We start from the raw sequence: 14,245 nt of genomic DNA on the forward strand, positions 1-14,245 counted from the left end.
CCAATAAAGTTATGAACTTGTGAGCCTTATTCTTGACATTTATTTTGCTTTTTAACTCTGGCGAGTGACGCTCCTGTGTCGCTAACGCCAGTTGACGACAGTTGCCTCAAGTCGGGAAACCCACCAACGACGGCCATGTCTCCTTTATGCCGGAGAACCTGTCCACGGCACTGGCTCACTTTTTACTTTTGACTTGTTTGGTCAATAGTCAAAATCAGACATGACAATTGACAACTGACAAAAAATAAATGACGAATGACAATTCATTTATGCAAAAAACCAATCACATTTTAGATAAACAAGAAATTGCATCCTTAGGTGCATCACTACGAGCAATTGAACAAAAGCTACTCAAACAAAGTCGCAAAGAAGGATATAGCAAAATTTGGTTCCAAGGTGAAGAACCTTATTTTGATGTTTTTTTTGAATTTGATCAAGAAGAAATCGTTTGGTTTCAATTTACTTTGCGTGGTAAATCTCTTTCATGGGATATCAGAAAGCCAGAATTACAAACAGGTAATACGAATGAATTATCTATTGATGATGTTAGTTTTTATGCTGCTAGTAAAACTATAGAAAATGACACCCAAATAGATTGGGCGTTTATATATTTAGTTAAATCTATTTTAGAAACTAGAGCCGAAGAACAGATTTTTGCCAAAGCATTGTCTTTGTTTAAGTGAGGCTGGGGGAATTAGGGGCTAGAAATATATAGATAAAAATTTTGTTTTTAGGCTCTAGACAGGTATTCTCGAACCCCGAACCTCTATCCCCTAGCCCCCAATACAGTTCAGTTAAGGCAACAACTTAGACTGGTGTAGGTTGGGTGGAGGAACGGAACCCAACATTCACGCATACTTTGTTGGGTTACGCTATCGCTACACCCAACCTACTATTCTCTTAACTGAACCGTATTGCCCTAGCCCCTAGCCTCTAACCGTTTCACCACATTCAAAACTACAAAACTCAAGACAGCAGCAGTTAATCCTAATTGCCATAAACCACACCCAGCAGTAATTCCTAAAGCGGCTGAAACCCAAATAGCGGCTGCGGATGTCAAGCCATGAATTTCAGATTGCTGTGATTTTTGAGAAGATTCGCGTACAATTTCTCCAGCACCCAAAAATCCTACGCCAGCTGCAATGCCCTGAATTACACGACTGAGAGCATCACCAGTGTGTTCTGGTATACCTGCTTGCAAAGGGATGAGTGTTAACAAGGCTGACCCAAAACTGACCAGCATATGAGTTCTTAAACCAGCCGGTTTATGTCTAATTTGGCGTTCTATACCAATAACCGCTCCTAACAGCAAAGCTAGGCATAGCCTAAAGATGATGTTGAGCCAATCATTGGGTGAAATGTAGTAAGGATTTGACAAGGGTGTTTTCAGAAAATAAAAATACTAGATTTTAAAAATGGGTTCTAGTGGTGCAATATTACCTAATTCATTGCACTGAGAATTCTGATATTTTTGCTAGATTATTTAAAATTGTACTTAAAACTTATGAAAATATTAATAATCTAGACTAATGCAAGAGCTTGTAAACTGAAGAACTAGCAATTTGAGTGTTCAAGGTGATTAGTTAAGTAACATTTTAACTCAAATTGCTAAATGTATGCTTTAACTCAATATTTGAATGCTATATCTCTATTGAAGATTTTTTGGTGAGTCTACCAAAAATGTCAATCTATCGAGAGGTGAAATTACTAAAATACTAAAAGAAAGTGGGAAGTCTCGGAAAAACACGGGGGTATATGGTGACAAGGTGTAGAGAAAGCAACAGTGTTTATTTGATATTTTACTAGTGTGTCACTGTGTCAGTCGGGGCTAATCACTAGATTGGCATAAATATCTTCAATACACAGAACTTGGCTCGGCAGATACTTTGAGTAAATGCTCTGTGAGCGTTTAACCAGAGTAATAGCTTGGATTGGTATATTGACAATTGACAAAAAAAAGTGAGTGGAAAAAGTCTACTGGCTCGACCAAATTAAACTGCAAGACCGCGCCAAAATAGGTGACAAAGCATTTTACTTAAGCAGAATTGTACAGCGTGGCTACTCTGTTGTCCCTGGTTTTGTGGTGTCCGCAGAAGTTTTACGAGAATTTCTGGAAAGTATTAATAATTCAGAGTCTTTAGCGGCGGACTTGCCTGATTCTTCTTTGTATCTTGACGTAGCTAATTGGCGACAACTCCAACTTGTGGCTGGTCGCTTGCGTCAAGAAATTATTGCGGCAAATTTACCCCAAACTTGGGTAAGTGCAATTATGGCAGCTGCTAAAGAATGGCAGACAAAATATTTAATTTTGCGACCATCCTTGTCAGTATCGCATACCCATCAAGGGGTAGGAAATACATCGGGTTTATTGGAGTCAGTTTTTTGTGCTTATGATGAAGATGCAATCGCCACAGCATTAAAGCGCACATGGAGTCAATTATTTCGCGCTAAAAGCTTACTTTATTGGCAGCGTATGGGGATTGATTTGCAGCAAATTAATTTAGCTGTATTAGTGCAACCAATCCAAAATGCGATCGCTAGCGGTTCACTCAATGTTAATCCATCTGGTTGGACAATCGAAGCTACCTGGGGACTAGGAATAGCTATGACTAGAGGGGAAGTACTGCCAGATATGTACTACATCCAACAAGAAACAGGGATGGTACTAGAAAAACATTTAGGTAATAAGTTGCTGAGTTACGGTTTAGATGATGGGGCTGAAACCTTTAATCAATCTATCCTCCCATCAGTAGTGACAGATGAAAACACAGGCCTAGTCGCTCAGTTAGTCGCAGAAGATAAACAACAAAAATACGCTTTAACAGAACCCGATTTGCAAAGACTGATTGCCCTCGCAAATCAATTAGTCAGTGAACTAGGCAAAAGTTTTACGGTGAAATGGACTCTTGTAGATGCAGAGTCTATTCCCCAATTTCAGATTACAGAGGTTAGTAATCCACCGTCGGCAATTCCCAATGTACCCAATAATGTACAGTTAATCAAAGGTTTAGGTGCAGCCACAGGTAAAGTTAGCGCAACAGCTTATGTAATTAACACTCCCGAAAAACCGGAAAATATCCCTCAAGGAGTAATTTTAGTAGCTCCCGCGATCGCTCCCGATTGGTTATCTTTGCTACATCAAGTAGTGGCAATCATCACAACCCAAGGCGGATTGACCAGCCATGCCGCTATTCTCGCCCGAGAATTAGGTATTCCTGCTGTCGTCAGTGCTAAAGATGCTACAGCTTTAATTCAAACTGGAGAACAATTGCTGGTAGATGGCGATAGGGGAGAAGTTTATCGTCTGCGAGAAAGCAAAAACAGTAATGGCGAAAATCAACCAGTAAATGCCGCGGTTTCCGCTTTCCCCTTATCCCCAGCGCTGGAGAGGACTCCCCTACCTATGATTGCTACTCAACTATTGGTGAATCTGAGTCAGCCGAGTTTAATCGAGCGATCGCAAAGCTTACCTGTGGATGGTGTGGGATTGTTACGCTCAGAACTCATGTTATTAAATATCCTCGAAGGGCAGCATCCTAACAACTGGCTTTTAGATGGTCGTAGGGCAGATTTGTTGGAGTTATGGTCACAACAAATTATGCAATTTGTTCGCGCCTTTGCTCCCCGACCAGTTTTTTACCGTTCGCTGGATTGGCGATTTCACGAGTTTCCCTCATTAAGTCATACTTCCACAACTGCATCCCATTCAATTTTGGGCGATCGCGGTACATTTACTTATGTCAACAATCCCCCCGTCTTTGAATTGGAATTGGCAGCATTAGCCGCAGTGCAGAAAGCAGGATACAGCAATCTGCGGCTCTTGTTACCTTTTGTGCGGAGTGTGGCTGAGTTTAGCTTTTGTCGGCACAAAGTTGAGCAAGCTGGGTTAACTCAGACATCCCAATTTCAAGTGTGGATAATGGCAGAAGTACCTAGTGTCTTGTTTTTATTGCCAGATTATGTCAAAGCAGGTGTAGAGGGAATTTCTATTGGCACGAATGACCTAACACAACTCTTATTAGGCGTAGATCGAGAACAAGGACAGCTCACAAAAGTATATGATGAACGCCATCCGGCAGTGATGGGTGCAATTGCCCAATTAATTCAGATGGCGACAAAGGCGGGAATCCCCTGTTCCATCTGCGGTCAAGCACCAGCAATGTATCCCGAAATTATCGACCAACTGGTGGAATGGGGTATTACTTCCATTTCTGTTGAACCAGAAGCAGTAGAACGAACCCATAAAGCGATCGCTCGTGCCGAACAGCGTTTACTATTAGCAGCAGCACGCCAAAAACTTCATTAAATGATAATTTAGCTATGAACAGTCAACCAAAACCAGATAGCCAAGATATTGAAGCCATAACTCTATTGTTGGCTAAAGTTTCTCAGCGTACTCCATCAGAAATTAAACCTCACTTAGATGCTATGCTTCAACAGCTAGTGCAACCATTAGAGGAGCATCCTTTTTATGCAACGGCAACCCCTCAAGAATGGATAGCAGCATTTCAGGAATGGGTCGAAAGCCATCGAGAACTTAATCTTCCCACCCTTTCTGATGAAGCTATTAGTAGGGAGAGTATTTATGGAGAACGTGGTTAAGTGCCTTACCTTGTAGATACTAATGTTCTATTGAGAAGCGTAGACCTTAGCCATCCCATGAACTCTGATGCAACAAAAGCTATCAGTACACTGCGGGGTCGTGGTGAACAGTTGCACATCGTACCTCAGAATTTAATTGAATTGTGGAATGTCTACACACGCCCAACCGAACGAAATGGTTTAGGGCGTAGTGTAATTGAAGCACAGGCCGAAGTCACTTGTTTGAAAATGTTGTTTTCATTATTACTAGATACTCCGACTATTTACCAGGAATGGGAAAGACTGGTTGTTGCTTATGGAATTAGGGGAGTTAACGTACATGATGCACGATTAGTTGCAGCAATGCTGGTGCATAAGTTAACCCATATTCTGACATTTAATATTAGTGATTTTGCTCGTTACGCAGAAATTACTGCTGTTAACCCCAGCACTTTTTGAGTGATTGAGATTACTTAATATATCCAGTTTCGCGGAGAAACTTGCGGACATCGGCAAAATATTGATTGCGATTGCTACTTTTATAAACTTGTTTTACTCGTTTCCAACCATCCTCACCTTGTCCGAGTAAATACTTATCTGCTAGGTACGCGGCTAAAAATCCTTTACCATCATCACCTTGCTGACGAATCTCAGTATAAGTTTTCCATAAATCTGCGGCATGGCTATAGATTAACTTGGGATAGCGGCGAGTCACATCAACCATTTTGCCGTGGCGATATTGCCAAATTTGTAACGGATAAGCAGAAGCAGCATAAGCTGTAAAAGCATAGGCAAAGCGATCGTCTCTAGCTTCAAATTCTGGGAGTCCATCTTTATCTAGATCATTAAATCGATAACCGCCATTACCCCACTCATGCCTAATTTGAGTGTATTTTTGGGATTTATTGTCGTAGCGGTAAATTAAAGAATAAGTACAACAGTGCGCTCCACCTGTAAAGAAATCGGCAACTATTTCTGGTTCTTTATTGCCGTCTAAATCTAGCACTGGTAAATTATTTTCTTGTCCGTCAAAACCCCCAACAGGGCGGTCATATTCACTTTCTTGCGGCAGTTTTTGATCTAAAACAGTTTTACCTGCTCGGCTAATTTGCAAACGGACATTTTTATATTGAAATTCCTCTGGTTTGTCATAAGATATTTCGGCGCGGACATTACCAGATTTCCCAGCAATAGTTTCTGCACTACTGGGCTGGGCAAATACAGCCATCTGGCTAAAAACAGCTAAACCGATCAGCGATTGACAAAGAAAAGCACGACAATTATTCAGCATGGGTGTTGTATGTAACTTGTTCAACTGTATACAACACTACAAAAATCATCAATATCGTAAAATTGCTGCCTTTTTGGGTAGCGATGCGAAATTGAGCATCTTTGGCAGTTTCGTCATATAAAAGAGCTTCATCAAGGCTTTTTGGCAGATTTTCTACTACTACCTTATTCAGACTAGAGCGAGTACCTTCAAAAAATTTTAAATCCTGCTGGCTTAAAGCTAGAACATAGAACTTGCCATCATTATTTATTAAATGTAGTAATGGCTTGATGTGAAAGCGATCGCTCACAACTACCAATTCTTGAAATTCCATTGGCAGTTGATAATAATGAAACAAAAAAGCTACTAAACAATCATTCTTTAGATGGATATGTCTAGATCCCTGACTTCTTAAATAAATCTGGTATCTGTTTTCTCAATAGGTGAATGAGTAAATATAAAAAAATACGCCTATTTCGTTTTTGGCGTATTAATTGAAATTTGTATTAGATAATATGAGCAACAATCTGAGCAAGATTTTGCATTTATCCAGCATTGGGTGTATCAGGATTGGTAGAACGTGACTTAACAGCTATTGCTTTTCGTGATTGATTGACAAATCCTAAACTGACGCGTTTCATCAGCCAATGCAAACCTGTAAGAATCACAAAGGTAATTGCAATAATTACTAAAGGCTGTTTACCTAAAAGTTCTTCTACACCTTTGGTTAACAAAGCATCAGGTTGCGTAATAAAATCCCAACTATTGAAACGCAAAAATCTGCCCCAATAAATCCCAATAGCACTAAGAGCATGAGTAATTAACTCAACTCGAAAAATCCATTGACTCTTGCCAATGCGGTGTAAATAGTGACCTAAATTGATTAAAGAGATAACGTAAGCTTCAAACCCAGCAAAAATTACTAAAAAATAAACTGGGATTAACACCAATGTAATCATCCATACTGATTGAATGGTGCGGATATCATCTATCAGATGGATGACATCGGTTAACAAGTATGGTGCATTTGGTAAGAAAGCATAGAATACAATAAATCCTAGCCACCAAACCCAAGAACGACCACGTTTAATCCGAAACAGCCAAACACTTAAAGCTAAAGGGATAAAAGCCAAAAACAGGTTCCACGTCATCCAACTCATGTTGATTCGTAAAACCTGTAAAACTCTGGCTATCAATTCAATCAATTCCACTTTCATAAATGTTCACTTGCAAGATATGTGATTGATGTAGTTTAGTTTTAGAGTCTTAACTTCAGTGATTGACTGATAACTTGGGAAAAAATTTAACTGTGAGATGTTTATATATAGTCTAAGCAACTAGTATAACGAGAAAATTATCCTTAATGAATCTATGAGAAATCTGGAAGTGTGGATGGCGAAAATGCTACCCAACTTCCAGTATAGTTTTTGCTCTAGGAGGTCGTACTTTTTTAGTCATGATTTAAATACAATCTCCCTTTGAGCAATTCCTGATAATGGTGAGAGGCTAACGCACTAGTACGCGACTGCGGGGGCCAATGGCTTTCGCAGCAGTCACTTTTGGGCCACATTTGAGAGAATTTTGGTGACAAATATTGGTAGCAACGGTAGACACTTCTAAATTCAGGGGTGAAGTTGCTGGGGAATTACCATTACTAAACTCCATATTCGCTTCGGTAGATGGTGATGGAGAATTATATTGATTGGAGTTAGTCAAAATTTGACTACTAGGATTAGTTGGTGTAGAAGTAGTTGCGATCGCACCACTATCTACTGAGGCTGTAACTGGTGTGGGAGTCGGGTTATTAGTGACGACAGGTGGAGCCGGTGTTGGGTTATTAGTAACAGGTGTAGCGTTTGCAGGTACGGTAATTGTCAATCTTACCAAGGGAGTATTTTTCATCTCATAGGTGGTGACACTTGGCTTACCGGGAATATCAGATTTATAATCAAATACTGTCGGACTTTCGCCACCGTTGCGATCGCTATATCTTGGCCCTTGGCCATTCAGTTGAAAAGTCCCTTGATATTGCTTACCAGTTTTGGGATCAGTAACAACGCCAGTATAAAAAGCTTTAGTTAATCCAAATTCATCTTGCACTACACCTTGAAAGGAAGTGTTAGGGATTTTGCCTTGATAAGTAAAAGGTTGCAACTGTCCACCTGAAAGTGCAGGCGAATTTAACACACCATTGAGAGAAATTACGGGAATGCCTTTAAAGTCAACAAAATAATGCAAACTCCCATCTGTACGAGTTTCAACTTTGACATAATTTGATTGGTAAACTGGTACGTAATTTGGCTTACTTTTAGTACCGATGTTGCGTTGATATACACCTTGGGAATCAGTATCAATGCGCGTTACTCTATTATTAAAATTAGGGTTAAAACTGGGAAGTTGCAGTGTACCTGATAATGTTCCGGTGCTTTGAATGACGAGTTGAGCCGAAGCATTAGTCGCCCCAAAACCCAAAAAAGCTGCGGCTAAACTGCTACTACTCAAAACTGCACAGCCTAATTTTGTTACAGACGGCTTTATTTGCATAAAAAATATGCTCCTGAATTAAGCATGAAAACAACACGCCTGGGATTTTTAGGCGTGGAAAAAAAGTTTAAAATCTGACTGATAGTTGCTGACAGTTGAGAAAGCAAACACGGGGATGAGGGGTTTGGCCCCTTGTGATTACATTTACATGAACACGTAATTAAAACCGGAAAGTTGCTCTCATTGCACCAACAATTAAAGTATCGTTAGCTGCATTGTGATCAGGATTAAAAATAACTAATAAGCCTGGTGTGAGAGAAAGATTGTTATTTAGCTGAGTCCGATAAAAAAGTTCTAGATGTAGCGATGTATCAGTACGCCCGCCAGATGTTCCCCCATCGGAGAAGTTAGGAAAGTTATAGCCTTCAGGTAAGTTACTAGCAGTAATTTTAGGTGGTTGTCCAACCAGAACGCCTCCTAAATTACCCTCACCACCCAAATTAGGAAATGCAGCAAATACCATCCAGTTAGTTGTTTCTACACTACCGGAAAGGTTGACTGGTTTAGAGTAAGTAAAACCACCCCAACCGCCTAATTGAAAGTTCTCATTAATCCGCCATACTACAGTTGCACCAACAGCGTGAGTATTAAATTCTGTAGTTGGTGCAAAAGGCGAAATTAATTGAGCATCACCGATACCTGTACCTAATAAATCATTTGGTGAGTGAGAGTAGATGTAATGTATGCCAATATCGATATTATCTGTAGGTGCGAGAGTTAATTGTGCGCCTGCGGTATATCTACCCCCAAATAATCCAGCAGAAGTGTTATTAGTAGGAAAACTCGGAATTTCTGCACTATACACCCCTTGGAGACTGATGCGATCGCTAATTTCCCAGTCAAAACCTATACCGCCAGTCCCATTCCCAATATTCAAAATAGGATTACGCTGACCAAATTGGGAAATTGCCCCATCACCAGAACCTTCTAAGGGATTAATCCCCCGAAAGGTAGTTGCTGCATTCACGCCTGCTGTACCAACAACAATTCCTAAATTATTAGATAGTGAAAATCGATAAGATAAATCATTAATAAATACATTATTATCTGTATTCGACTCAAAACTTAACCGCCCCATATTATTAAAAACTGCTGAGGCATTTGAACCTAAATTTCCCGCAGATAGTCCTGTAATTAATAAATCTTTGCCAGTAAATGAAGTTGCTAAGGTTAATTGCACGCTATTTGTAAAAGTTAAATTTGTCTTACCTTGACGTTCTGGTACGCCATCTCTAGGAAACAAATCAACATTGGTAAAATTTGTGCCTTGAACACTAGCAATAGCTTGACCAAATAATCTAGTTGTTGGAGAAAACTGATTGCTTTCTAATTTTTGAGTTTGGTCTTCTATAACATCTAGACGCTGCTGTAATTGTTGTAATTCAGCTTGAAATTCTGTTTGTAAACGTTGTAGTAGGTTTAAATCTTCTTGACTGATAGTATTAGCAGTATTTTTAGTAATTAATTCTTGAATTTGATTTAAGCAAATATTTAAACTCTGAGCAAATTCATAACGCGTGACACTGCGATTTCCTAGATAAATTCCAGTACCATTTTCAGAAATACAACCATAGTGTTCAACTATAGTTTGTAAGGCATTAACAGCCCAATCGGTTGGTTGTACATCATCTAAATTTGATACCGATGTAACTTGAGACATCCCATCATTAGATGCTGAAAATTCTGGCACTACTGGTGATTCAGGGGAAATCGGTAAAGAAGAAGAAGGTGTTAGTTCTGGTGTCTGAGTGGTGAGTGATGACGGCTGAGAAGATTGAGTATCAGGTGTAGTTGCAATAATATTTTGAGGAATTTTTTTTAGTAGATTTTGATACTGATAGCTTTCTGGTGACGTAAAAACTGGCGAAGTGCTATCAAGCGAGATAAATTCAGGTGGCGTAATTTCAGAAGTCCGAGAAATTTCGGAGAAACTCTCCTGATTTTGCGGTTGTGATATTGATTCCGGCTCAATTATTGGCTGTTCTGGCAAATTATTCGGCGGCGATGCTTGCCCAGCTGTCAATACGCCTAACATCAGTAGGCTGAATTCACTCATGGTATATCATTTGACTAACACCAACATATCTATTGACAAAGCTTGTTAGTGTTATTCAGGATATTTCTGTATAAAAAGTCTGAAGTATGAAGTATGAAGTATGAAGTCGGAAAATATAGCGTTTCCTAGTCTGCTGAAGTACAAATCTCTGCGTACCTCTGCGCTTAACTCTGCTACCCTCTGCGTTTCAAAATATTACCTGTACCTCACTTAACTGGGAATCGCTATATTAGATACAAACTCTAAGTCATTAGAGTTTGGTGATTAGCTCTAAAAATCTTCAATTTCACACTAGCCTGCGGCAAGCCGCTGCGCGTCTACACACTTCACACTTCAATTACGGTTGGTTACAGTATTTATTCAAATCTTGCATTAAAGTGTCTGAGTCTTTACCAGTGGTTTTGGAAACCGTGGTTAAGGCTGTATCAATTTCACTTCTGGCTTTTTGGAGTTTTTCTCTACCGGATGGCGAGTTTTCAGCTGATTTTGCTGTGGCTAAAGCCTTGGCGGCTTTGGCGATGGCTTGGCTGAGGCTATCAAATACCTTTTGAAAACGAGTTTGATATTCTTTGAGTTTGGGATCTGCTAATTTGAGTTCTTCTAAAGATGTGTTGATGGCTTCTAAATCTTTAGAGAGTTGCAAGCTAGTAATCGCTTGCTTACCTTTATTTTGATCGATTAGCGCATTACCTTCGTTGACGACTTGAATTAAACGCTGACACTGGGAGTTTTTATTTTCACAACCCGTAACTAATAAAGCAATACTTAAACTAACAAAAGCAATAATATTATGTTTACGCCACACAGATATCACAATCCTACAAGCAATTAAATCGAGACAATCGTAACTAATAATTTCATAAATTGTGAAAATTGTTGCGTAAATTTCCTAGAAAACGTCATATATCATGTGACGAGTGACTAAAAGAGGTAGGACAGCCCGAAGGGGGTAGGATTCAGGATTTGCTCTGCCTACAAGAAATTGTCTGCTAGAAGCTGTCATTTATACTTGGATTTAATTAGGCTATGTAGCATTAATTTTTACATTTAAATCCTCGGAAAAACTGAATTTTAGTGAATATCTAGCAGAATTTAGGATTATATAGGTTACAGTAGCGCAAATAACTGGATACATAAGATAAAAGCTGATGCGAATTTTTGTTTGTTGTTTTTTACTAGTTATCAGTCTGTTATTCTCATTTACACCTTTAGTAAAATCAGCAACGTCTGTTTCTGATATTGAGCAGTATTTAAGCAATGCTGAATTTGAACAAGCAGAAACAGCTTTTGCTACAAAGCTGGAAAAAGACAGTAATGATGATGAGACGCGATTTAAGTTGGGAGTTGTGCAGTTAATGGGTACGACTCAAAAATTAATGCAATCCCTCTATCGTTATGGTTTGCAACAAAATTTTGTCACTCAATTTTTCCCGATTTTGCGTCTTCCTGTACCGATAAATCCTCAACCAGAATCAGTCACCTATGAAGATACGCGCCAGATTTTGCAAAACTTAGTCAATGATTTAACTAAAATTAAAAACACTCTTGAACCTATCAAAGATGCTCAAGTCAAGCTACCACTGCGACTTGGTTTGACACGAATTGATTTCAACGCTGATGGTAAGTTGGCAGAAGATGAATCTTTTTGGAAAACCTTCAGCTTATTGACAGGAATACCCGCAACAGAAAAATCTGCACAAAATTTAGCGATCGCGTTTGATGCAGGTGATGTAATTTGGTTGAGGGGATATTGCAATTTGCTGTCAGCGATCGCTCAGGTGGTTTTAGCATACGATGAAAGTAAATTGTTTGATGCTACTGCTCACTTGGTTTTTACTCAACCAAAAACCGCTTATCCATTTCTGATTAATGGTAGAAACCCATCAGGTGGGTTTGATTTGGATATTATTAGCGACATCATCGCCTTTGTACATTTGATTAATTTTCCGGTTGCAGAACCAGAACGTTTAACAGCTGCAGTAGAAAATTTACAAGCAGTCACCGCTTTAAGTCGTCAATCTTGGCAATTGATTTTAGCGGAAACTGATGATGATAGAGAATGGCTACCAAATCCTCGACAAAAAAGTGTAATTCCTAATGCAGCTGTCACTCAATCCATGATTGATGGTTGGTTGACTTTTTTAGATGAAGCGGATGCTTTGCTGACAGGTAAAAAGTTAGTTCCGTTCTGGAGAAAACGCGAAGTTAGAGGTATTAATTTAAACAAAGTATTCACTCAACCCCGTACCTTTGATTTGGTGTTATGGGGGCAAGGAACTGCTGCTGCACCTTATCTAGAGTTAGGTAAAGTAACAGATACAAATACTTGGTTACGGTTGTTAGAAGTTTTCCGAGGGCAATTTTTTGAGTTTGCAGCTTGGTTTAATTAGGGCTGGCTGGAAAATTCCTGTGGAACTCTTAACGGGCGACTGGGAACAGTTTCACTATCAATCTATTTAGCCAAGCTTATTTGGGGACACTATATTTTGTGTCCCTTTTTAATGCGTTGGGACTGATGCTATGGCGATAAGTACTTTTTATTAAGAGCATTAAACTTTTTTTGTCAAGTCATGTTGACAGTTCGTAACAAATTTGTTAAATTTATTTACATAAGTTAACAAATAAGGAAAAAAACCTATGTACACCACAGTTAATGAAGACGGCATTTTAAATAACTATGCAACTGAACCTCAGATGTATTACTCTGAGTACCCAGCCATTTGGGAACAACGCCGCTATGTTTTACAAGGCGCGGTTGCAACTATGTTTGTTAGTCTTTTAGTGTTATTTGCTGTTGCTGTGAGCTAAAAATTTTTGTTTTCGGTATCGGTATCACTCATCGTCATTTGAACTTCTCCCTTTTACCTCGGTTAGTTTCGCCGAGGTCTTTTGTTTTTAGGGACTTATATAAGGTTGTCTGTGAAGAATAGGTGTAAGGATTTTGAAAACCTACACCCTTCCCCAAACCCTTGATTTTTCATCTCCAGAGTTAGTCGTAGCAACTTAGGATGAAGCCTTGATGAATTACCAATCTACGGGTAAACCTAACCGTTCTAAAGTATCGCCATTTTGCAATAGTGGTTGAATCTGGCTATCTAGATGAATTCGACCACCTGAAAGTACTAAAGCGCGTTGTGTCACTCTGCCTAGCCAATGTAATTCGTGAGAAGCGATTAACATAACCTGCACTGGCAATTTTAATAATACTTGGGCTAAGTGTCGCCGCCATGCCGGATCAAGACCGTTCGTTGGCTCATCTAAGATCAAAATCGTTGGTTCTAAAGCTAAAATTGCAGCTAGGGCGGCTAATCTTCTTTGTCCTCCTGATAGCTCGTGAGCAGAACGATTTGCATAGGCTTCTAAACCAAAGTTTGCTAATAACTGCCGTGCTTTATCAATGGCTATGGCTTTTGGTATGCCATAATTCAGCGGCCCAAAGGTAATATCTTCTAGGATGGTGGGCATAAAAAGTTGATCGTTGGCATCTTGAAAGCTAAAACCGATGTAACGACGCACTTGAGGTAGATTTCTCGGTTCTACGGGGATGTCATTAATCAAAATTTGCCCAGTTCGCGGTTGTTTTAAACCAACCAAGTTTTCCAGTAGGGTGCTTTTACCAGAACCAGTTGCACCCATTAAAGCAACGCGATCGCCAGCGTTTAAACTAAAGGAAATATTTTGCAATACTGGCTCTTGATTGGGATAAGCATAAACTAAGTTCTCCACTTCAACGACGGCGGTGGGGAAATCAGAGGTTGATTTTTGATGATTAGAAGTTAATGATTTCAAAATTT

General features: G+C 39.4%; 14 protein-coding genes and 1 pseudogene. 6 read left to right on the forward strand and 9 right to left on the reverse strand.

Translation table 11 applies throughout. The features are described from left to right. Positions 1-26 precede the first annotated feature (26 nt). Positions 27-179: a hypothetical protein gene (locus tag H6G69_RS01450; RefSeq protein ID WP_190680813.1), complete on the reverse strand. Its 153-nt coding sequence runs from the start codon at positions 177-179 to the stop codon at positions 27-29. Positions 180-269: 90 nt separating this feature from the next. Between H6G69_RS01450 and H6G69_RS01455 the strand changes: the two genes are divergently transcribed. Continuing rightward, on the forward strand, positions 270-683 hold the full coding sequence (locus H6G69_RS01455) for a hypothetical protein (RefSeq protein ID WP_190680815.1): 414 nt from the start codon (positions 270-272) through the stop codon (positions 681-683). Positions 684-919: 236 nt separating this feature from the next. Here the strand turns inward: H6G69_RS01455 and H6G69_RS01460 are convergent, their stop codons facing one another. Continuing rightward, on the reverse strand, positions 920-1,378 hold the full coding sequence (locus tag H6G69_RS01460; RefSeq protein ID WP_190680817.1) for an MgtC/SapB family protein: 459 nt from the start codon (positions 1,376-1,378) through the stop codon (positions 920-922). A 585-nt stretch (positions 1,379-1,963) separates the two neighbouring features. Between H6G69_RS01460 and H6G69_RS01465 the strand changes: the two genes are divergently transcribed. The 3 genes from H6G69_RS01465 to H6G69_RS01475 are packed head-to-tail and all read left to right on the forward strand — an operon-like array spanning position 1,964 to position 5,040. Continuing rightward, positions 1,964-4,306, forward strand: coding sequence for a putative PEP-binding protein (locus H6G69_RS01465; RefSeq protein WP_190680818.1), 2,343 nt, complete (start codon positions 1,964-1,966; stop codon positions 4,304-4,306). Positions 4,307-4,320: 14 nt separating this feature from the next. After that, the gene (locus H6G69_RS01470; protein WP_190680820.1) at positions 4,321-4,602 is read left to right on the forward strand and encodes a hypothetical protein; all 282 of its coding nucleotides are present in this window, start codon (positions 4,321-4,323) and stop codon (positions 4,600-4,602) included. Further along, on the forward strand, positions 4,603-5,040 hold the full coding sequence (locus tag H6G69_RS01475; protein WP_190680821.1) for a PIN domain-containing protein: 438 nt from the start codon (positions 4,603-4,605) through the stop codon (positions 5,038-5,040). Positions 5,041-5,050: 10 nt separating this feature from the next. Here the strand turns inward: H6G69_RS01475 and H6G69_RS01480 are convergent, their stop codons facing one another. From H6G69_RS01480 to H6G69_RS01505, 6 genes and pseudogenes are all read right to left on the reverse strand, one after another. Beyond that, a complete protein-coding gene (locus H6G69_RS01480; RefSeq protein ID WP_190680823.1) occupies positions 5,051-5,872 on the reverse strand; it encodes a hypothetical protein in 822 nt (273 codons plus the stop codon). A 67-nt stretch (positions 5,873-5,939) separates the two neighbouring features. Further along, a pseudogene (locus H6G69_RS01485) lies at positions 5,940-6,209 on the reverse strand (hypothetical protein); the annotation flags it as partial. Positions 6,210-6,396: 187 nt separating this feature from the next. Beyond that, on the reverse strand, positions 6,397-7,068 hold the full coding sequence (locus tag H6G69_RS01490; RefSeq protein ID WP_190680827.1) for a DUF1361 domain-containing protein: 672 nt from the start codon (positions 7,066-7,068) through the stop codon (positions 6,397-6,399). A gap of 289 nt (positions 7,069-7,357) precedes the next feature. Further along, positions 7,358-8,395, reverse strand: a complete 1,038-nt coding sequence (locus tag H6G69_RS01495; protein WP_190680829.1) for a hypothetical protein — start codon at positions 8,393-8,395, stop codon at positions 7,358-7,360. 160 nt (positions 8,396-8,555) lie between these two features. Then, complete coding sequence (locus H6G69_RS01500) at positions 8,556-10,451, reverse strand: iron uptake porin (RefSeq protein WP_190680831.1); 1,896 nt, start codon at positions 10,449-10,451, stop codon at positions 8,556-8,558. Between the two features lie 337 nt (positions 10,452-10,788). Further along, positions 10,789-11,262 carry a hypothetical protein gene (locus H6G69_RS01505; protein ID WP_190681184.1) on the reverse strand — a complete coding sequence of 158 codons (474 nt, stop codon included), beginning with the start codon at positions 11,260-11,262 and terminating at the stop codon, positions 10,789-10,791. Between the two features lie 337 nt (positions 11,263-11,599). Here H6G69_RS01505 and H6G69_RS01510 point away from each other — a divergent pair, with 337 nt between their 5' ends. Both H6G69_RS01510 and psb34 read left to right on the forward strand, forming a co-directional pair. Then, entirely contained in the window at positions 11,600-12,841 is a 1,242-nt protein-coding gene (locus H6G69_RS01510; RefSeq protein WP_190680833.1) for a hypothetical protein, read from the forward strand. A gap of 247 nt (positions 12,842-13,088) precedes the next feature. Next, positions 13,089-13,259 carry a photosystem II assembly protein Psb34 gene (psb34, locus tag H6G69_RS01515; protein ID WP_190680836.1) on the forward strand — a complete coding sequence of 57 codons (171 nt, stop codon included), beginning with the start codon at positions 13,089-13,091 and terminating at the stop codon, positions 13,257-13,259. 216 nt (positions 13,260-13,475) lie between these two features. On the opposite strand, the gene H6G69_RS01520 is transcribed toward psb34, so the two are convergent. Then, a complete protein-coding gene (locus tag H6G69_RS01520) occupies positions 13,476-14,240 on the reverse strand; it encodes an energy-coupling factor ABC transporter ATP-binding protein (protein WP_190680838.1) in 765 nt (254 codons plus the stop codon). Between the last annotated feature and the right edge of the window lie 5 nt (positions 14,241-14,245).

This window comes from Nostoc sp. FACHB-110 (assembly GCF_014697425.1).
GTDB lineage: Bacteria > Cyanobacteriota > Cyanobacteriia > Cyanobacteriales > Nostocaceae > Nostoc_B.